Source organism: Mycobacteroides franklinii (assembly GCF_002013895.1).
GTDB classification, from domain to species: Bacteria; Actinomycetota; Actinomycetes; order Mycobacteriales; family Mycobacteriaceae; genus Mycobacterium; species Mycobacterium franklinii.
In genome coordinates this window covers 64843-85253 of record NZ_MAFQ01000018.1, presented here as the reverse complement: position 1 = coordinate 85253, position 20411 = coordinate 64843, and the positions used below count along the sequence as shown (strand labels likewise).

At 64.7% G+C, this 20411-nt stretch carries 20 protein-coding genes; 8 read left to right on the top strand and 12 right to left on the bottom strand.

The features are described from left to right. Positions 1-174 precede the first annotated feature (174 nt). From B4393_RS24570 to B4393_RS24540, 7 genes are all read right to left on the bottom strand, one after another. Complete coding sequence (locus B4393_RS24570) at positions 175-2394, bottom strand: malate synthase G (RefSeq protein WP_078336355.1); 2220 nt, start codon at positions 2392-2394, stop codon at positions 175-177. A 100-nt stretch (positions 2395-2494) separates the two neighbouring features. Next, positions 2495-3550, bottom strand: a complete 1056-nt coding sequence (locus B4393_RS24565; protein ID WP_078336354.1) for a hemolysin family protein — start codon at positions 3548-3550, stop codon at positions 2495-2497. A gap of 5 nt (positions 3551-3555) precedes the next feature. Then, positions 3556-4905: a hemolysin family protein gene (locus B4393_RS24560; protein ID WP_078283112.1), complete on the bottom strand. Its 1350-nt coding sequence runs from the start codon at positions 4903-4905 to the stop codon at positions 3556-3558. A gap of 82 nt (positions 4906-4987) precedes the next feature. Then, a complete protein-coding gene (locus B4393_RS24555; protein ID WP_078336353.1) occupies positions 4988-6424 on the bottom strand; it encodes a GuaB1 family IMP dehydrogenase-related protein in 1437 nt (478 codons plus the stop codon). A gap of 32 nt (positions 6425-6456) precedes the next feature. Then, positions 6457-7911 (bottom strand): NADP-dependent phosphogluconate dehydrogenase, encoded by a 1455-nt coding sequence (gndA, locus tag B4393_RS24550; RefSeq protein WP_078336381.1) that lies wholly within the window; start codon positions 7909-7911, stop codon positions 6457-6459. An 87-nt stretch (positions 7912-7998) separates the two neighbouring features. Beyond that, positions 7999-8964, bottom strand: coding sequence for a M56 family metallopeptidase (locus tag B4393_RS24545; protein ID WP_078283114.1), 966 nt, complete (start codon positions 8962-8964; stop codon positions 7999-8001). Between the two features lie 14 nt (positions 8965-8978). Then, on the bottom strand, positions 8979-9386 hold the full coding sequence (locus B4393_RS24540; protein ID WP_070939957.1) for a BlaI/MecI/CopY family transcriptional regulator: 408 nt from the start codon (positions 9384-9386) through the stop codon (positions 8979-8981). 256 nt (positions 9387-9642) lie between these two features. Here B4393_RS24540 and B4393_RS24535 point away from each other — a divergent pair, with 256 nt between their 5' ends. Together B4393_RS24535 and B4393_RS24530 are read left to right on the top strand one after the other, a co-directional pair. Continuing rightward, complete coding sequence (locus B4393_RS24535) at positions 9643-10401, top strand: iron reductase (protein ID WP_078336352.1); 759 nt, start codon at positions 9643-9645, stop codon at positions 10399-10401. Between the two features lie 177 nt (positions 10402-10578). Beyond that, positions 10579-10989 (top strand): PaaI family thioesterase, encoded by a 411-nt coding sequence (locus B4393_RS24530; RefSeq protein WP_078336351.1) that lies wholly within the window; start codon positions 10579-10581, stop codon positions 10987-10989. Between the two features lie 132 nt (positions 10990-11121). Here the strand turns inward: B4393_RS24530 and B4393_RS24525 are convergent, their stop codons facing one another. The 4 genes from B4393_RS24525 to B4393_RS24510 form a co-directional block, all read right to left on the bottom strand. Beyond that, complete coding sequence (locus tag B4393_RS24525) at positions 11122-11919, bottom strand: sensor domain-containing protein (RefSeq protein ID WP_078336380.1); 798 nt, start codon at positions 11917-11919, stop codon at positions 11122-11124. After that, positions 11916-12680, bottom strand: coding sequence for a sensor domain-containing protein (locus tag B4393_RS24520; protein ID WP_070939954.1), 765 nt, complete (start codon positions 12678-12680; stop codon positions 11916-11918). The genes B4393_RS24525 and B4393_RS24520 overlap by 4 nt, the downstream gene beginning before the upstream one ends. Before the next feature lie 99 nt (positions 12681-12779). Further along, complete coding sequence (locus B4393_RS24515) at positions 12780-13550, bottom strand: sensor domain-containing protein (protein ID WP_078336350.1); 771 nt, start codon at positions 13548-13550, stop codon at positions 12780-12782. Beyond that, positions 13535-14290, bottom strand: coding sequence for a sensor domain-containing protein (locus B4393_RS24510; protein WP_078336349.1), 756 nt, complete (start codon positions 14288-14290; stop codon positions 13535-13537). Before B4393_RS24510 ends, B4393_RS24515 begins: the two co-directional genes overlap by 16 nt. Positions 14291-14437: 147 nt before the next feature. On the opposite strand from B4393_RS24510, the gene B4393_RS24505 reads away from it, so the two are divergent. From B4393_RS24505 to B4393_RS24480, 6 genes are read left to right on the top strand one after another with little or no spacing between them, the layout of a single operon-like run. Then, a complete protein-coding gene (locus tag B4393_RS24505; protein WP_070939951.1) occupies positions 14438-14740 on the top strand; it encodes an urease subunit gamma in 303 nt (100 codons plus the stop codon). 5 nt (positions 14741-14745) lie between these two features. Continuing rightward, positions 14746-15069 carry an urease subunit beta gene (locus B4393_RS24500; RefSeq protein WP_070940078.1) on the top strand — a complete coding sequence of 108 codons (324 nt, stop codon included), beginning with the start codon at positions 14746-14748 and terminating at the stop codon, positions 15067-15069. Continuing rightward, entirely contained in the window at positions 15066-16799 is a 1734-nt protein-coding gene (locus B4393_RS24495; RefSeq protein ID WP_078283119.1) for an urease subunit alpha, read from the top strand. The genes B4393_RS24500 and B4393_RS24495 overlap by 4 nt, the downstream gene beginning before the upstream one ends. After that, positions 16799-17452: an urease accessory protein UreF gene (locus B4393_RS24490; RefSeq protein WP_078336348.1), complete on the top strand. Its 654-nt coding sequence runs from the start codon at positions 16799-16801 to the stop codon at positions 17450-17452. The genes B4393_RS24495 and B4393_RS24490 overlap by 1 nt, the downstream gene beginning before the upstream one ends. A 21-nt stretch (positions 17453-17473) precedes the next feature. Beyond that, positions 17474-18166: an urease accessory protein UreG gene (ureG, locus tag B4393_RS24485; RefSeq protein ID WP_078336347.1), complete on the top strand. Its 693-nt coding sequence runs from the start codon at positions 17474-17476 to the stop codon at positions 18164-18166. Then, positions 18156-18803: an urease accessory protein UreD gene (locus tag B4393_RS24480; protein WP_078336346.1), complete on the top strand. Its 648-nt coding sequence runs from the start codon at positions 18156-18158 to the stop codon at positions 18801-18803. The genes ureG and B4393_RS24480 overlap by 11 nt, the downstream gene beginning before the upstream one ends. Here the strand turns inward: B4393_RS24480 and B4393_RS24475 are convergent. After that, on the bottom strand, positions 18800-20248 hold the full coding sequence (locus B4393_RS24475) for an NAD(P)/FAD-dependent oxidoreductase (protein WP_109558573.1): 1449 nt from the start codon (positions 20246-20248) through the stop codon (positions 18800-18802). The two genes, B4393_RS24480 and B4393_RS24475, sit on opposite strands and share 4 nt — an antisense overlap. Positions 20249-20411 lie beyond the last annotated feature (163 nt).

The window sequence follows — 20411 nt, the reverse complement described above, 5'->3', positions numbered from 1 at the left end:
CTAAGTACTTGTCCAGCGGCGGTCCATGAGCCGCGCTGCGCGTCGGCCCGAGTCTACTGTCCCAGACCCCGTGAACCACGGCACGCGACACCAAACCGCGGCCAAACCGACACTCAGCAGACAAGGACGGCAACGGCCTCCGACGAGATCCAGGCACGTCGGAGTCGCTATCCGCTACTTGGCCCCTGCGGCCTTGTACTCGCGGCGACGCCGGTGCAGGATCGGCTCGGTGTACCCGTTCGGCTGGTCCTTGCCCTCCAGGATGAGCTCCTTGGCGGCCTGGAAGGCAATGTTGCTGTCGAAGTCCGGCGCCAACGGTCGGTAGTCCTTGTCGCCGGCGTTCTGTCGATCGACAATAGGGGCCATCCGCTTGAGACCCTCGACCACCTCGTCCTCGGTGATGACATCGTGACGCAGCCAGTTGGCCAGCAGCTGGCTGGAGATGCGCAGGGTGGCACGGTCTTCCATCAGCGCCACGTCGTGGATATCCGGAACCTTGGAGCAGCCGACACCATGGTCGATCCAGCGGACCACGTAGCCCAGGATCGATTGGCAGTTGTTGTCGATTTCCTCGCGAATGTCCTCGGCGGTCCAGTCATGACGCGACTCGGCCAACGGAATGGTGAGCAAAGACTCGAGCTCGGCGCGGTGCTTACCCGCCAACTCCTGGTCCACTGCTTTGACGTCGACCTGGTGGTAGTGCAGCGCATGCAGGGTCGCCGCGGTGGGGGACGGTACCCACGCCGTGGTCGCACCCGCACGCGGCTGCGCGATCTTCTGCGCGACCATGTCTGCCATCAGATCCGGCATGGCCCACATGCCCTTGCCGATCTGAGCCCTGCCGGCCAACCCGGCGCCCAGTCCGGTGTCCACGTTGTGGTCCTCGTACGCCAGAATCCACGGCTGCGACTTCATGACGGCCTTGCGGCACATCGGCCCGGCTTCCATCGAGGTGTGGATCTCGTCGCCGGTGCGGTCCAGGAAGCCGGTGTTGATGAACACCACGCGGTCCGAGGCGGCCTTGATGGCGGCCTTCAGGTTGACGGTGGTACGGCGCTCCTCATCCATGATGCCGACCTTGAGGGTGGCGTGTGGCAGTCCGAGCACCTCTTCGACACGACCGAACAGCTCCGCGGTGAAGGCCACTTCGTCCGGACCATGCATCTTGGGCTTGACGATGTAGATAGAGCCGGTGCGACTGTTCTTCAGTGCCCCGTTCTTCTTGCCGGAACGCAGGCCATGGATGGCAATCAGGCTGGTGAACAGCGCGTCCTGGATGCCCTCCGGCATCTCTATGTCTTCGCCGCTCTCGCCGCGCATCACGATGGCGTCGTTGGTCATGAGGTGACCGACATTGCGGACGAACAGCAGACTGCGCCCGGGCAGAGTCACTTCGCCCTTGCCGTCGGGGGCGGTGAACACGCGGTCCTCGTTGAGCACGCGGGTGAACGTCTTACCGCCCTTGGAGACCTCTTCGGACAGGTCACCCTTGTTGAGTCCCAACCAGTTTCGGTATCCGAGCACCTTGTCCTCGGCGTCCACCGCCGCGACCGAGTCCTCGAAGTCCATGATCGTGGTGATCGCCGACTCCAGCACCACATCCTTGATGCCGGCCTTGTCGGTCGATCCGATGGGGGAGTCGGGGTCGATCAAGATCTCGATGTGCAGACCGTGGTTGATCAGTAGCACCGACCACTGCGGCTTGCCGAGCTTGCCCGTGTAGCCGATGAACTGGTCAGGGTTTTGCAGGCCCGTCGAGAGGTCGTCACCCAGCTCGACAAGCAGCTGACCGTCGTCGATCTTCAGGCCGACGGCGTCCTTCCACGAGCCGGCCGCCAGCGGCACCGCACCGTCGAGCACCTCACGCGCGTACGCGATGACCTTGTCGCCGCGGATCCTGTTGTACCCACCAGTGTCAGCGGACGCCTTCTCAGCGCCATCGGCTTCCGAGATGACATCGGTGCCGTACAGCGCGTCGTAAAGGGAGCCCCAGCGTGCATTGGCGGCGTTGAGCGCGAAGCGCGCGTTCAAGATCGGAACAACCAGCTGCGGCCCTGCCGTCGTGGTGATCTCGTCGTCCACGTTGGCGGTGGTGATGGTGAAATCCTCAGGCTCCGGAACCAGGTATCCGATCTCGGTGAGGAACTCCCGATACTCCGACGGATCCAGCGGCTCGATGGCGCGCTGCCGGTGCCAGCGATCAATCTGAGTTTGCAGGTCGTCGCGCCGATCGAGGAGCTCTCGGTTCCGCGGAGCCAAATCGGTGACTACTTTGTCGACCCCAGCCCAGAAAGCGTCGGCATCCACACCGGTGCCCGGGAGGGCCTCATTGGTGATGAAGTCGTATAGCACCCGCGCCACGCGCAGGTTGCCCACATCGACGCGATCACTCATCGCAACTCCTCTGTGTTGTTTGTGGGTCTGGGACCGGACGCTCGTGCGAATCGGTGAACAATGATCCTACTCATTGGTAGCCATCAACCCCGAAACCGCGCTATATGCGGTGAGTTCCGTCACGCACGGTGCCGACGAGATCCTCCACCAGATCTTCGAGTGTGACCAGGCCCACTACGCTGCCGTCGGTGGTTGACATGAGTGCCAGATGACTGTTGCTACGACGCAACGTCGACAGCGCCTCCGGTAGCGGAACGGAACCGTGCAACCGCGGCAGGGGCCGAATGAATGCGGGGTCGATGATCGCGTCCGGATCGTCCCCCATGGTCAAGACGTCCTTTATGTGCAGATAGCCGAGGTAATCCCCACGCGGCCCGATGACGGGGAATCGCGAAAATCCGGTCTCGGCCACCACCCGCTCCACGGCGGTGACGGAAGGCGCCTGCGCCGAGCCCGATACGGCGATCGACCGTATCTGGTTAGCGGGCACGACGACGTCCGCGACCACACGATGCTGAATCTGTAGCGCACGGCGCAACCGGGTGTGTTCTTCCTCGTCAAGGAGGCCCTCCGACAGCGACTCCGCGATCATTTCGGAGAGCTCCACGGTGGACACGGTGACCTCGAGCTCGTTCTTCACCGGCACCTTGATGAGCCGCAACGCGGTGTTGGCGCACCAGTTGTAGAAGGCGATCAGGGGCCGCGCCAGCCGGATGTACACCAGGTAGGGCGGAATCAACAGCATGGCCGCCGACTCCGGGCCCGCGATGGCGATGTTCTTGGGCACCATCTCACCGAGCAGAACGTGCAGCAGCACCACGATCGACAGCGAGACCACGAAGGCGACGGTGTGCATCACCGCCTGCGGTACGCCCAACAATTCGAAAGGCCGCTCCAGCAGGTGCGCCACCGCCGGTTCCCCGATGCGGCCCAACAGGATTGAACAGATGGTGATGCCAAGCTGAGCACCGGCCAGCATCAGCGACAGGTTCTGGCCCGCCATCATCACCGTCACGGCGCGCTTCTTGCCCGCCTCGGCCAGCGCCTCCAGCCGGTCCCGGCGCGCCGAGATGAGGGCGAATTCGGCACCGACGAAGAAGGCGTTCGCCAAAAGCAAAGCGGCGGTGAGTAGTACACCAAGTATGTCGCTGCCCATCGTGGTCAAGCCCCCTGGCCGTCGGTGTCGGTCAGCTCGGTGAGCTCGATCTGGTCGATCCGGCGACCGTCCATACCCGCCACCCGAGCCCGCCATCGAGGCAGTTCGGCCGACGGATGGTCCGGGACGACCGCCGACAACTCGACGGTCTCACCCACCGTGGGGATGTGCCCGAGTTCCTGCAGCACCAGCCCGCCGATCGTTTCGTACTCGCCCTCGGGGGCCCGGTAGCCGGTTGCCGCCGAAACCTCGTCGATGCGCAGCAGACCCGACACCACCCAACCGCCGCCGGAGGACACCACATCGGGAGTCGCATCATCGTGTTCGTCGCGGACATCGCCCACGATCTCCTCGATCATGTCCTCGACTGTGACCAGCCCCGCGGTGCCGCCGTACTCGTCGACAACCAGCGCGGTTTGCATGCCATTGGCCCGTACCTGCTCCATGACCGCGTCACCGTCCAATGTGGACGGCACCACCGCGACCGGCCGGGCCAGGCTCGCCAGTGTCGTAGTGGCCCGCCGATCGCGAGGCACCTCGAAGATCTGCTTGACGTGGACGATCCCGATCGTCGCGTCAAGATCGCCTTCCGTGATCGGGAACCGGGAAAATCCGCTCTCGACGGCGATGGCGACCAGGTCAGCCACCGTGTCGGTCGCTTCCAGCGATTCGATCTCGGTGCGCGGGGTCATGAGTTCCTCGGCGGTGCGGCTGCCGAACCGCAGCGACCGATCAACCAGCACCGCGGTGGTTTCGTCCAACGCACCGCTGCGGGCCGAGGTGCGCACCAGCGATCCCAGCTCTTGCGGTGAACGCGCCGAGCGCAGTTCCTCGGCCGGTTCGATGCCCATGCGGCGCAGCACCCAGTTGGCGATCCCGTTCAATGCCCGGATCGCGAAAGCGAACACCGCCGAGAACAGCACCATGGGGCCCGCGGTGGTGCGCGAGGTCCAAATGGGGCGCGCCAGCGCGAAGTTCTTCGGGACCAGCTCACCGAAGATCATCGATACCGAGGTGGCGATGAGCAGCGCCAGGGCCAGTGATATCGCGCTGCTGATGGCAATCCCGGTGTATCCGAACAACTGCGACAGCAGGCGCGCGATCACCGGCTCGGCGAGGTATCCGGTGACCAGTGTGGTGATGGTGATGCCGAGCTGTGCCCCGGACAGCTGGAAAGACAGCGTGCTGTGCGCCCTTTTGACCAACCGGTCCCGGCTGTCACCCGTCTTGGCCCGCGCCTCGATGGAGCTCCGTTCCAGCGCGGTCAAGGAGAATTCTGCCGCCACGAAAAGGGCGGTGCCCGCGGTCAGCGCCACGATGGCAAGCAAGCTCAGCCCGGTGAGTAAGACCGTCACCGCTTGCTGGCCCCTTAGGTTAAGTGGTCACACCGTGTGACCATCATGAGGCTCAATGGTAACCGTGCAGGTCGCCGTACGGTTACCAACCTTCGGGAAGAGGGCGTCCCTCCGCGAATCCGGCGGCTGATTGGACACCCAGAACCACCCGCTCGTGTAGCTCGCCCAGCGTGCGCGCACCGACATAGGTGCAGGTACTGCGTACGCCCGAGATGATGTGGTCGATGAGGTCCTCCACGCCGGGACGCTGCGCGTCCAATTCGATCCGGGAGGTGGAAATGCCCTCCTCGAACAGGCTCTTACGTGCCTGGTCGAAGGCGCTGTCACCGGTGGTGCGGGCCGCGACGGCACGTTTGGACGCCATCCCGAAGCTGTCCTTGTAACGTCGGCCGCTGGGTGAGAGCTGCAGGTCACCCGGGGATTCGTGAGTCCCGGCGAACCAGGAGCCGATCATCACGTTGGCGGCACCGGCCGCGAGCGCCAGCGCGACATCGCGCGGGTGCCGAACCCCGCCGTCGGCCCACACGTGAGCACCGAGTTCTCTTGCCGCGGCTGCGCATTCGATGACCGCCGACAACTGCGGGCGACCCACCCCGGTCATCATCCGGGTGGTGCACATGGCGCCCGGACCCACACCGACCTTCACGATGTCCGCGCCGGCCTGGATCAGATCGCGGGTGCCCTGTGCCGACACCACATTGCCCGCGGCGATAGGCACACCCAGCGACAACTTGGCGACCGAGGTGAGCACGTCGATCATCTTCTGCTGGTGTCCGTGCGCGGTGTCGATGACCAACAGATCCACCCCGGCCTGCACCAGGGCGGTCGCCTTGGCCCGGACATCGCCGTTGATCCCGACGGCCCCGGCGATGCGCAGCCGCCCGTCCGCGTCGACGGCGGGCGTGTACAGACCCGCCCGAATGGCCCCGGTGCGGGTGAGGATGCCCGCCATGGTTCCGTCCGGACGCGTCAGCACCGCCACCGGCACGTGCGCCTCGGCCAGCCGTTCGAAGATCGCCCGTGGATCGGTCCCCGTCGGCACCGTGACGAAATCGGTCGCCGCGATGTCGTGGACACGGGTGAACCTGTCGATACCGGTGCATGCGCTCTCGGTGACCAGCCCCAGCGGTTTGCCGTCCTCCAGTACCACTGCGGCCCCATGCGATCGCTTGTGAATCAGCGCGATCGCCTCACCGGCCGAGTCATCAGGGGCCAGCGTCACCGGAGTGTCGTAGACCAGGTCGCGACTCTTGACGAACTCGACCGTCTGCGCGACGGCCTGCACCGGAAGATCCTGCGGTAACACGGTGATTCCGCCCCGGCGGGCGACGGTCTCGGCCATCCGCCGTCCCGCCACCGCCGTCATGTTGGCGACCACGATGGGGATCGTGGTGCCGGTGCCGTCGACGGTGGTCAGGTCGACATCGAAGCGCGAGGTGACATCCGAGTGGTTCGGCACCACGAAGACGTCGTCGTAGGTGAGGTCATACGGTGGCCGCTGCCCGTCCAGAAACTTCATGATGTGACTGCCCTACGCCTCGTGTTCTGGCCTTACGCCTCGACCTCGCTGCGGTCGCCGCTCCAGAGCGTGTGGAACTTACCGGAGGAGTCGACGCGCTCATAGGTGTGCGCGCCAAAGAAGTCACGCTGTGCCTGGGTGAGTGCGGCGGGCAGGCGATCGGTGCGCAAACCGTCGTAGTACGACAGTGACGAGGCGAAGCCGGGGACCGGAATGCCCAGCTGCGTCGCCGTCACCACGACCCGACGCCAGCTGTCGATGCCCTTCTCGACGGCATCCCGGAAGTACGGGGCCGCAATGAGAGTCGGCAGATCGGGCTGCTCGGCGAACGCTTCCTTGACCCGGTTGAGGAACTGCGCGCGGATGATGCAACCACCGCGCCAGATGGTGGCCAGGTCGCCGGGCTTGACGTTCCAGTTGTATTCCTCGCTGCCCGCCGCGATCTGGTTGAACCCCTGCGCGTAGGCCACAATCTTGGAGGCGTACAGCGCCTGACGCACGTCTTCGATGAACTGCTTTGCATCGCTTGGCTTTTCACCGAGCTGGCCGGCAGCGAAGCCGGCTGCTGCCGCGCGTTGCGGCCGCGATCCGGATAGTGCGCGGGCGAACACGGCCTCGGCGATACCCGTCACCGGCACTCCGAGATCGAGTGCTGACTTGACCGTCCAGCGGCCGGTGCCCTTCTGCTCGGCGGCATCGACGATGACGTCGACGAGCGGCTTGCCGGTTTTTGCGTCCACCTGCTTGAGCACTTCGGCGGTGATCTCGATGAGGTAGCTCTCCAGCTCGCCCTTGTTCCATTCGGTGAAGACGTCGGCGATCTCCGGTGCACTCATGCCGAGGCTGTCGCGCAGCAGCTGGTAAGCCTCGCCGATCAGCTGCATGTCCGAGTACTCGATGCCGTTGTGCACCATCTTCACGAAATGGCCGGAGCCGTCGGGGCCGATGTGGGTACAGCAGGGCACGCCGTCGACGTGTGCGGAGATCTCCTCCAGCAGCGGGCCGAGGGATTCGTAGGACTTCTTCGGCCCGCCCGGCATGATCGAGGGACCGTTCAGCGCGCCCTCTTCACCGCCCGAGATGCCCGCGCCGACGAAGTGCAGGCCGCGGTCGGCCATCGCCTTCTCGCGGCGGATGGTGTCGGTGTAGAGCGAGTTGCCGCCGTCGATGATGATGTCGCCCGACTCCATGGCGTCGGCGAGCTCGTTGATTACCGCATCGGTCGGGTCACCGGCCTTGACCATGATGAGCACCCGGCGCGGGCGCTCCAGCGCCGCCACGAACTCCTCGATGCTTTCGCTGCGGACGAAGCTGCCCTCGGATCCGTGCTCGGCGAGCAGCGCGTCGGTCTTGGCCACCGATCGGTTGTGTAGTGCGACCGTGTAACCGTGCCGCGCGAAGTTGCGCGCGATATTCGATCCCATGACGGCCAGGCCCGTCACGCCGATCTGAGCTTTACCCTGCGCCGAACCGTCTGCAGCCGTCACCAGCACATCCTTTCGTTGACGTGTTGTGCTCCACGGATTCTCGCGCAGTCACAATCAGCCCGCGAGCGCGGGTCGTCTACTTGGAGGTTACTTACTGAAGAGCCGCTGCAGTTCGGTGAACCACGGGATGACAACGGCCAGCGTCGGTACCACCAGAATCGCGGCGGCCGCGGCATAGGCGCCGCAGGACAACGGCAGGCTGTTGCCGCTCCCACCCAGCCGGCGGACCCGGATGAGGGTGGTGGGCCCGCCTGCGGCCATGGCGCCGACCGGAGTCGGGCCACCCGCGCAGGCGACCAGTGCGCGGGCCAGCGGCGTGGGACCTGCGGTGCGGACCGCGGCATCATCGGCGAGCAGCTCGACCAGCAGCTTCACCGCGTCCAGTGCGTTCTTGCTGCGTACGATGACCGGGAAGGCGTCGTGGACGGCGGTGAATGCCTCCAGCACCAGGTCATGGCGGGCCCGCAGATGCGCACGTTCGTGCGCGACGATCGCGGTCACCTCGTTGTGTCCCAGCGTGCTTAGCGTGCCCTCGCTGACGACCACCCGGCTGCGCACACCCGGCAGGCAGTACGCCAGGGGCTCGTCGACTTCCAGGACACGCAGATCATGATCGCGCCGATGGTGGATGTCGTAGCCGCCGCGCCAGTTCTCGCAGTAACGCTTGTGATCGAGCAGGTCCACGATCGCTCGGTGGCGGGCGCGGCGGCGGCGGGTGCGGACGCCTACCCGGATGACCGACACCATCAGTCGGACTCCGATGAGGATGGTGATCGCGAAGACCGTGACGTAGAGCAGCCACAAACCCCAACCGAGACGGTCGATTTCGCCGGTGATGGTGGCGGTGGGGTGGCCGTCGGGGCCTGGCACGAGCAGTCTGCTCGCGATCGCAAGCCCGGAGCTGAACGCGGAGAGGACGGCGGCCACCGCAATGGCCTGCCACAAAACCATGGCGGCACGTGGCGCGCGGTATGGCCAGCGCGCACGCGCGAGCAACGCCGGTACGGGACCGGTCAGCAGCAGCGCGAGTATCGCGAACGCCAGGGCGGACACATACCTAGTGTCCCTTACTCGGTGGGGCGACCGCCAGCAGATGGATCTTTGGCTTCGAGATCTGCCAGTGCGCGACGCAAAGCATCGGCCTCGTCGGGGCCCACGCGCTCGACGAAGTGCACCAATGCGGCCTCGCGGGCACCCGAGTTGTTGGCTTGGGCCAATGCGTCGACCATCAGCCCGGCAACCAGTTCGTCGCGGCCGTGGACAGGGGCATAGCGGTGCGCGCGGTCGTCGCGGTGCTGAACTACCAAGTCTTTCTTGGCGAGACGCTGCAGGACGGTCATCACGGTCGTATAGGCGAGATCACGGCGCGTCGAGAGCGCCTCATGGACCTGACGGACGGTCTGAGGCTCGGGGGAGGACCACAGATGGTCCATCACCGCGCGTTCAAGTTCGCCCAGGCGTGCCATTCCGAACATTCTACGTTCACCTCCGACGCAATGCCGTACTACATCCAGTCGTACTGCTTCTGACAGCCAACGATCCGGGACACGGTCTTTGTTCCGGCGTTCGATTCGTTCTCACTCGGCCCTGGATTCTGGGGGCCGTTCTTACCTATGCGGCCCGGTGATCAGGAGCTTCGGTGAGGGCAGTCACAACACCCGCACCTGGCGATGTCATCGTACATGTGGTTAGGCTTACCTATCTTGCCTACGTGAAGGGAGGCCGCCAACCGTGACACTGGCCATCGATCGATGCACTTCGACCAGGAGTCTCATCGCCGACGATCCGCTGATCGCCGGGATGTCCATCCGCCAATCACTGCCGCTGCACGAATCGAGCGCCCGGCTTCGCGAGCTGTACCCGGAGTGCCCGCGGGCCTACGGTGTCGCCGTCATGTCCGATGTGGGCCGGCGCCGATGGTGGCCGCTGGCGCGTGCGTTGAACACCGATCGGCTCGAGCAGATGTATGCGCGCGCCATCGATGAGACCGGCAGCGATGCGGTTGCCGTCCATCAGCTCGCGGACGCTCTTGTTCATACCGTCGTCGGCCGCCTGGTCGCCCTTGTCGTCCTGGAAGGCCGCGCCTGGGACCCCGGACTCGGGAACCTGTGGGTGTACTTCGACTCCGAAGGCTGCATCGACTGGGCCGGCGTCGTCGATCCGACACTGCGGGTGCTGCCCGACGACCCGGACCGCGACCGCGCCCAAGTGGTGGTCTTCCCCGGCGAAGACGCCCTCGCGGCCTGGACCGCGCACCGATGCCATCGCGCACTGGCGCCGTTGTTCACCCGCCTGTCGCAAGTGAGTTCGGGCGCAATGGAAATCGGCCAGATGTGGCAGTTGGTCGGTTCGACCGTGGTGGGCGCGGCGACCCATGTTCCGCTGCTCGCAGGGTCCAGTGAGACCGACGGGATGCGGCGTGGGCAGGCGATCCTGGACCGGTTCATGACACTCGGATTGCCGGTCCGCCATAAAGCGCTTGCAATTTAGGGCAGCCTTGCCTATCCTAAATCTTGTCGAACGCGCAACAGCGCGACCAGACACCCGGACCGTGCCGGAGTCCTGAGGGCTGCAGAGACCCCCGGTCCACTCGAAGGAAGTGCCCCACCTGCTTAGGCAGGTGGGGCACTTCTTCGTTGTGGGATGCCGCACTGATATGAACATCAAATGCCAGACACGCAGGAGCTCCTCAGCCAGATGCCCAACGCGCCCTTCGACAAGCTGGTGGGCCTCGAATACACGGCGCTGACACCCGACGGAGTGACCGCCAGCCTCACCATCACCGAAAACCTGTTGCAACCCAACGGGATCGTGCACGGAGGTGTGTATTGCTCGGTGGTCGAGAGTGTGGCGAGCGTGTCCGGGTTCATCTGGCGGGCCAACGTGCTGGGGCAGGAGAGCGCGGTGGTCGGCGTCAACAACAACACCGACTTCCTGCGTGCGATCTCGACCGGCACCCTCACCGCGACATCCACGCCCATACATCGGGGCCGCCGTCAGCAGCTGTGGCTCGTCACCATCACCGATGACGAGGACCGCACCATCGCCCGCGGACAAGTGCGCCTGCAGAACCTGTGAGACCCGGGTGGGCGCGACCCCCGTGCGCCCACCCGAGCTCTTTCGAGAGATGTCGGCCGGCCCCCCGATGGTCTGGCCGCCATTCTCGTCCCCCCCGCCCGGATCCAGTCCCCACCAGATCCAGGAGGCTTGTCAGCTCAACTGCAGCTTGTCGACAATCCTGTCGGCCATCTTCTGCACCAGCTGCTTTGAGTTACTGCGTGCGCAAACCTGGGTCTGCACAATCACATTGGCAACGCCGTTGTACGACACGAAACAGCGGTATGTGTTCGGCCCGTACGCCAGGGCCCAATTCACCCTCTTCGCGTTCGATGACGAGACCGTCACCGTCACCGGAACCTTTGTGCCGGCCGGATCGCTGAAGTTGTACGTTTTTCCGTCGCATTCCTTGATCTCGTCGGTCGCCGTCGAGAACTGGGTCTGCGCGGCATCCTTGTCGCTATATGCCGCGATCGCCTGATACACCTGCGCGTCCGGGTTCTTGGCGTCCCCGAGCAACATCTCGGTCCCACGGAATGTCTCGTACTGCTTGCCCACCGACTCAACCGTGAGTCCTTGTGTCACATTGCAGCTCGCGTTATCGGAATCGGTGGCGGTGAAGGGCTTGTCCCGTTTGTTCGTCTTGGCGACTCGTGTATCGAGGACCTTGGCGATCTCCTCGTCGGTGAACAGCGCCGACACTATGGCTTCCTCGGTGATCTTGTCCTGTCCCGGCCACCCCGTCAGGCCGGCCGGGCCACTGTTCGGCAGCGCTGGAGGCGGCGCGTTCACGCTTCGCGACGTCGTCGTGGTGGCGGTCGACGTTTCGGTCGTCCCCTTCTGGCCGGCACATCCAGACAGCGCCAGCACCGAGATCGCGGTGGCACACAGCACTCGCCGCACTGCCGTACCTCTCATGAGACCCCCTACCGTGTTCTTCACCGCGGTCATGCCGGAATCCATTCCGCCATGCGATCGACAATCGCGGAAACTATGGGAGCGCCATTGCCGTTCTGGCACAACAGGCTTCCGAAAAGCACGTTGTTCTTCACCCGGTAGTCGTAGAAACACCGCCATCCTGACGGCTTTCCGTCCTGGGTTTGTTGTCGCACCCATTTCACACTCGTGCCATTGTTCGAGACGTCGCCGATCTGCCATTCGGTATCGCCCTCGGTTTGGCGGGAGCCCGTGCACGATGCCAGCGACGGGGGATACCCCGCCTGGAGTTGGTTCGCGGCGGCCTTCGTATCGGGAAACAGCACGACCGACTGCCACACGATGTGGTCGTATCGGTTTTCTGTTTCCTGCTGACGAGAACCCCGATAGGTCGTCCATTCGTCGCCAAGGCTCTCGCTGCGCAGGCCCGTGAGGGCTTTACATTTACCGGTCGCCAGCGAGTCGCTGGGAGTGGTGGATTTGAACTCGTACGTCAGCGGGGATCCGACCAGTCTGCCCACGTCGTCGGCGGAAATGATGACCGAGTCCGCCTTTTCCGGTGTGACGATCACCGGGGCCGGCGGCTCGAGCGAGGTCGTCACCGGTGGGGCGCTGGACTTGGGGCTCGCGATGGCCCCTTCCGGCCCATGATCGGCAGCGGCCGATGTCTGGGTGGCCCCGACCGGAATCGGTTTGATGCCACCGGACTCGGTGCCACAGCTCACCGCGAGCAACGCCGCCAGTCCCAGCCATCCGGCAGTCAACACGTGACGCATCGAATTCCCTCCCTATCGATACATGACTCACATTGACCCAAATCATGGCTACATCGGGTCGCGTGCGCCCAGTGTTACACGAGCGCCAGAACCCGTTGCTTACCTCGGCTTGGTGGCGCCGGCCACCATCCTGTTCATGATCGCTTTCACGGCGGGACCGCCATTTCCGCGCTGGCAGTTCATCACCATGAGGAGCAGGTTGTCGATCATGCGTGCCTCTGCCATGCAGCGCCACCCGGAGGGCTGACCGTCGACGATCTCGTCGAGCACCCACCGCGTGTGGTCCTCCGATGCCTCCGGGACCGATGCCCGCCAGGTTCCCGTATCAGTTTTCAGTTCTTCCCCTGCGCATGTGCGGACGTCGGGAGCGAACTCCTTCGCGTACGTTTCCCTGGCGTCGTCGCGCGACGGGTACAGCAACACGCGTTGGGTGACCAAGTGCGAGAAGGTGTCCTTGGACTCCTGGTACCAAACGTTTCGGTACGTCGTCCATTTGTCGCCGATGTCGTTCGTCAACGGCACCATCAGGGGCCGGCACGATTCCTTGCCGTCAACCGTCGTCGACGCCGGGTTGGAGGCCTTGCCCTCGTAGTCGAGGGTGGAACCGACCAAGTCGGACACGTCCTGCTTGGGGACGATGAGCGAGTTGGCCTTGTCGGGACTGATCGAGTCGACCGTGGATGTTGCCGCCGATGCCGTCGACGCACCGGATGTCCCCGAAGCCGTCGACGGCCCCGACGACGCCGGACCCTTCTGGCCGCCTCCGAAGAATGAGCATCCGGTCAGGAGAACAGCGGCACACGCCACGATGGTGGTCTTCCGCAATACCGATTCGCGAGTCACAGTTGGTCCTTTCATTGCGGGATCCATGCGGCGATCCGGTCGGCGATGGTCGTCACGCCGGGCACCCCATCGCCGTACTGGCATAGGTACGCCCCAAACAGCACGTTGTTCTTGTTGCGGAAGTCGAAGAAGCAGCGCCAGGGCGTGCCCTGGAGTGCCTGGAGCTGGGTCCATGTGGCTGCGCTATCGGTGATTTCCGCGATGTTGCTGATCGTCCACTTCTGATCCTGTTTGGAGATCTCCGCGCCCACGCATGTCTTCGACGCGGATTTGGGGAACGCCTGCGTGAAGGCCGTCGCCGCCTCCTCGCGGGTGGGGTAAAGGACCGCCACCTGACTCACGATGTAGGCGGTGTTGTCCTTGGTCTCGCGGTAATAGTTCCACCGGTACGTGGTCCATTCGGATCCCAATTGACTGGATGTTGGAATGTCGAGCTTCGCGCAATCGGGTGCACCGCCGATCGGGTCGGTGGGTGGCGATGAACTGTTGTTGTCGTACTCCAGCGTGGTGCCCAGAATCTCCCCGACGTCGGCGCGCGAGCCCAGGATCGAGTCAATCTTGTCCGGTGTGACCACCAGAGGTGGTGGTGCGGGCGCCCTGGTGGTGGCGGGGACGGACTGGGGAGCCGACGTGCCCGCCGTCATCGGCACGTCGGCGGCAGTGGTGGACGGCGCGGCCACCGGCTTGATCCCCTCACTGGGTTGACTACACCCCGCCATCAACACCGTGGCTGACACCACGCACCCCAACGTCATTCCATACCGCATGTGCACCCTCCTGATCGACTCCATATACACAGCGAACTCGGGGAGATTCTTGCATCCGCGATGACAAGCGCACTGCAAAACTCACTACTGCCTGTGCGTTGGGTGTGAAAGTGCCGGGCCGCCCGGATCGTGGCAGGATCGCCCCTTATGCGATTGACCCCGCACGAGCAGGAACGGCTGCTTATCTCCTATGCGGCGGAATTGGCGCGACGGCGCCAGTCCCGGGGCCTACTCCTCAACTACCCCGAAGCCATCGCGATCATCACCGACCATCTCCTCGAGGGCGCCCGCGACGGCCGTACCGTCTCGGAACTGATGGTCAGCGGTCGCGAGGTGCTCGGACGTGAACATGTCATGGACGGCGTGCCCGAAATGATCCCGGATGTCCAGGTGGAGGCCACCTTTCCCGATGGCACCAAACTCGTCACCGTGCATCACCCGATCGGATGAGCGACATGATCCCCGGCGAGTACCTGTTCGCATCCGACGATATCGAGCTCAATGCGGGTGCCATTGTGATCGAGCTGGACGTCGTCAACACCGGCGATCGCCCCGTCCAGGTGGGCAGTCATGTGCATTTCCCGCAGTCCAATCCGGCGCTCGACTTCGACCGCGCCGCCGCGCACGGTCATCGGCTGCACATCGCGGCGGGTACCGCTGTGCGCTTCGAACCCGGCGTCGCCCAAAGAGTTCAGCTGGTGCCGTTGCGTGGCCGTCGTGAAGTGCATGGGCTGACCCTTGATGCTCCGGGGCAATTGGACGGCGGTGAACCGACATGACCAGGCTGACGCGCGAGCATTACGCCAAGCTGTACGGACCGACGACCGGTGACCGTATCCGGCTGGCCGACACCGATCTGATCATCGAGATCACCGAAGACCGTTGCGGCGGACCCGGTTTGGCGGGCGAGGAGGCCGTCTTCGGCGGCGGCAAGGTCCTGCGGGAGTCGATGGGGCAGAGCCGCCTCACCCGCGCCGGGGGAGCCCCGGACACCGTCATCACCGGCGCGGTGATCATCGATCACTGGGGAATCATCAAGGCCGACATCGGTATCCGCGACGGCCGGATCGTCGGCATTGGCAAGGCCGGAAATCCGGACATCATGGATGGGGTCGACCCCGCCCTGATCGTTGGGCCGTCTACCGAGATCATCGCAGGCAACAACCGGATCGTGACCGCCGGCGGTATCGACTGTCACGTGCACTTCATCTGTCCACAAATCATGCCCGAGGCGCTCAGCGGCGGCATCACCACAATGATCGGCGGTGGCACCGGGCCTGCGGAGGGCAGCAAGGCCACAACCGTCACACCCGGTGCGTGGCACCTGGGCCGGATGCTCCAGGCCCTCGACGGCTGGCCCATGAACATTCTGATGCTCGGCAAGGGCAACACCGTCAACCCGGCCGCCATGTGGGAGCAATTGCGAGGTGGGGCAGCGGGTTTCAAACTACACGAAGACTGGGGCACCACCCCGGCGGTGATCGATGCCTGTCTGCGGGTGGCCGACGAGGCCGACGTCCAGGTCGCGTTGCACTCGGACACTCTCAACGAGACCGGATTTGTGGAGGGCACGCTGGCCGCGATCGGCGGCCGCGCGATCCACGCGTATCACACCGAGGGCGCGGGCGGCGGCCACGCACCAGACATCATTACCGTGGCCAGCCATCCGAATGTCATGCCCAGCTCCACCAACCCGACCCGCCCGCACACCGTCAACACCCTCGATGAGCATCTCGACATGCTGATGGTCTGCCATCATCTCAATGCCGCCGTCCCGGAGGACCTGGCGTTCGCCGAGAGCCGGATCCGGCCGTCGACCATCGCGGCCGAGGATCTGTTGCACGATATCGGCGCGATCTCGATGATCGGCAGCGACAGCCAGGCTATGGGGCGCATCGGTGAGGTGGTGATGCGGACCTGGCAGACCGCGCATGTGATGAAGAAACGTCGCGGCGCACTGCAGGGCGACCCGTCCGGACCCCACGGAAACGACAACAACCGGGTACGCCGGTACGTCGCGAAATACACGATCTGCCCAGCCATTACGCACGGCATCGACCACGAAATCGGTTCGGTGGAAGTGGGCAAGCTCGCCGATCTGGTGCTATGGGAGCCGGCCTTTTTCGGGGTGCGACCGCATGCGGTCATCAAGGGTGGCGGCATTGTCTGGGCGGCCATGGGCGATGCCAATGCATCCATCCCGACCCCGCAACCGGTGTTTCCACGCCCGATGTTCAGCGCCATGCATGCCGTCGCGGCGGGTTTGGCCGTGCATTTCGTGTCACCGACGGCCATCGAGGACGACCTGGCCGCGCGACTTGCGTTGCGGCGCAGACTTGTCCCCACTCGCGATGTGCGCAACCGTGGCAAGGCCGACCTGCCCCTCAATGACGCCATGCCCGACATCCGGGTGGATCCCGATACCTTCACCGTGCGCATCGACGGCGAGATATGGGAAGAGCAGCCTGCTGCTGAATTGCCGATGGCACAACGATATTTCCTGTTCTGATGGCGCCGACGACCGCTTCTTCGACGACCGCACTGCTGCTGTCGCTCGCTGATTCCCGATTGCCCACCGGTTCACATGTGCATTCCGGTGGGGTAGAGGAGGCCATCGCCCAGGGCCTGGTGCGCGACTACGCGACGCTCATCGCGTATCTGCGACGACGCATTCGCACCCACGGTCTGGTCGCGGGTTCTATCGCCGCTGCCATCACCACCGGCAGCCTGGACGCGGTGCGGGCCGATGTCGAAACGGATGCCCGCACACCGTCGCGGGCAGCACGGGACGCCTCGCGCGCCCAGGGGCGTGGGCTACGGCGTCTGGCCGGAATTGCTTGGCCACATATCGATTGGAGTCCGCACGGCCGACAGCCGCACCTGGCGGTCATGTACGGCATTATCGGAGCCGCAACAGGATTGACGGGGCGCGATATCGCGCTCGTTGTCATCTACACCACGTTGACCGGGTCCGCCACCGCGGGCCAACGCCTGCTGGCGCTGGACCCGGCGGAGGTCGCGGTGGGCACACTGGAGCTGACAAGCCTGTGCGAGCAGACCGCGGCCCTGGCGGCCACCGAGCTGGCCAGCTTGTCCGACCCGCTGCTGGACGTGCTCGCCGAGCAGCACTTGATACGTGAACGGCCGCTTTTTGTTTCGTAGTTCTCACGAGATTGGATCACCATGCCACCGCATCTGATAGACGGCCAGCCCCACCAGCACATCGATCGGCCACGACGTGTGCGTCAACCGGGAGAGCCATTGCGCATCGGGATCGGCGGACCGGTGGGCTCGGGTAAGACCGCACTGGTCGCCGCGCTCTGCCGCACACTGCGCGACGAAATCTCGGTGGCGGTGCTGACCAATGACATCTACACGACCGAGGACGCCGATTTCCTACGCCGTCATGCGGTATTGCCAGACCAGCGCATCACCGCGGTGCAGACCGGCGGCTGTCCACACACCGCTATCCGGGACGACATCACCGCGAACCTCGATGCGATAGAGGATCTGATCGCCACCAACGATCCGCTCGACCTCATCCTCGTCGAGTCGGGCGGCGACAACCTCACCGCAACCTTCTCCTCTGGCCTGATCGACGTACAGATCTTCGTCATCGATGTGGCCGGCGGCGACAAGGTCCCGCGCAAGGGCGGGCCCGGCGTGACCTTCTCGGATCTGCTGGTGATCAACAAGACCGATCTGGCCCCGATGGTCGGCGCCGATCTCGGCGTGATGGCGCGCGACGCCACGGCCGTGCGCGATGGCCGGCCGACAGCGATGATCTCGTTGACCGAAGACCCCACCGCCGCGGAGGTACTGGCCTGGGTGCGTACGCATCTTGCCGAAGCACGGCAATCGGACCATGCGCACTGACGTCGAGATCATCGCGGAGAAGGGCAGGTTCCCCCGGCTGCGCTGCTCGGGCAGTCTGCAGGGCCGACTCACCGATGCGGACACCGTGCATCTCGTCGGAGTGGCCGCCAATCCACTAGGCGGCGACGAGATTTCTGTGCGCATCGAGATCGGCGAGGGCGCGTTCTTGCGGGTGCGATCGGTGGCGGCCGCCGTGGCCCTGCCCGGGCGCGACAGCCTTCGATCGTCGATGACATGGCACTGTTCGGTGGCGGGCCAGCTGGATCTGGACCCGGCGCCAACCATTGTGGCGGCCAATGCCTCCCACCATTCCCATGTCACCGTTCGTGGGTCGGCGGGCGCGCGTTTACGCCTGCGGGAGTGCGTGCAGATCGGCAGGTCGGGGGAGTCGTCGGGGTTCTGGAGCGGCCAGCTCGATGCCGATATCGACGACAGGCCGCTGCTCCGGCACCGCGTCGAACTCGGCGCCGGCTCGGTGACCGATGACGAACTGGGCCGCCCGCTGGCGCTCATCAGTGAACTGCGTTACCCAGCAACTGATTTCGTTGAACTGAGTCCGAACGACGCCACCATGCTGAGTCTGGCAGGCGACGCCGCCCTGCTCACCTGGCAGGGGCAGCGTCTACCGGTCGGCTAGCTTGCGGCCTTTTCCTCTTCGGGCTGCTCAACCTCGTCGCCGTTCTTCTCTGCGACGAGCTCCTCAAGCTGATCCAAACGCGTTCGCGCCCAAGCCTGCTGCTCGGTGATGGCCATCTGGCCGCGTGAGCGCGTCACAAACGCAATCGACCACAGGATCAAGGTCACCAGGCGGTTCTTGAACCCGACGAGGTAGACCAGGTGCAACGCCAGCCAGCTGAGCCAGGCGATGAATCCGCTGAATTCCAGCTTGCCGATCTTGACGACCGCGTTGTATCGCGACACGGTGGCCATCGAGCCCTTGTCGAAGTACTTGAACGGGGGACGCTCCGCGGGGCTTCGCCCGTTCAGTTCGGCCTTGATCTGCTTGGCGGCGTAGCGCCCGCCCTGAATGGCGCCCTGGGCCACGCCGGGCACGCCGTCCACAGCCATCATGTCGCCGACCACGAACACGTTGGGGTGACCCGGAATCGACAGATCCGGCCCGACCTTGACGCGTCCGGCACGATCCAGCTCCACACCCGACTGTTCGGCCAGGTTCTTGCCGAGGGGACTTGCCGAGACGCCCGCGGACCACACCTTGCACCAGGATTCGATGCGTTCGATGGTGCCGTCCGCGTGCTTCACGGTCAGTCCGTTGCGGTCCACGTCGGTGACCATGGCACTCAACTGGATCTCGACACCCAGCTTCTCCAGACGCTTGCGTGCCTTGTCGCCCAGCTTCGGGCCGAAGGGCGGCAGCACCGCAGGCGCGGCATCCAGCAGGATGACCCGCGCATCGGTGGGGTCGATGTGCCGGAAGGTGCCCTTGAGGGTCTCGTTGGCCAGTTCCGCGATCTGCCCTGCCATCTCGACACCGGTGGGACCAGCGCCCACCACGGTGAAGGTCATGAGCTTGCGGCGCCGGACCGGGTCGCTGGAGCGTTCGGCCTGTTCGAATGCACCGAGGATGCGTCCGCGCAGTTCCAGGGCGTCGTCAATCGATTTCATACCCGGGGCCCACTCGGCGAAGTGGTCGTTGCCGAAGTACGACTGGCCGGCTCCCGCCGCCACGATCAAGCTGTCGTAGGGCGTCGAGTAGTCATGCCCGAGAAGCGAGGAGTGCACGACCTGGTTCTCCAGGTCGATGCTCGTCACATCGCCGAGTACCACCTGAGCGTTGTCCTGGTCCTTCAAGATCTGTCGGGTGGGGGGAGCGATCTCTCCCTCGGAGATGATTCCGGTGGCCACTTGGTACAGCAGCGGCTGGAACAGGTGGTGAGTGGTACGCGCGACCAGCGTGACGTCGACGTTGGCACGTTTGAGTGTCTTGGCCGCGGTCAGGCCGCCGAATCCCGACCCGATGATGACGACTCGGTGTTTCGGTGTCAGGGCATCTTTGATCTTGGCCTTCGGATTGGCTGCGACAGGCGCCGCGGGACCGGCGGCGTCTGGTGTCGTGCTCATCGATCACTCCTCATCGAATGGTGTCTCAACTGGGGTTATTCACCTTGTCTGACACTTGGTGCAACACCCCAACCGTAGTCGGGATTTCCCCGCACGTCGCGTCAGTTAGCTTAGCGAAATATCTCACATGAGCTCTGGCCGCCAGGCTAGATCACGTCCCGGC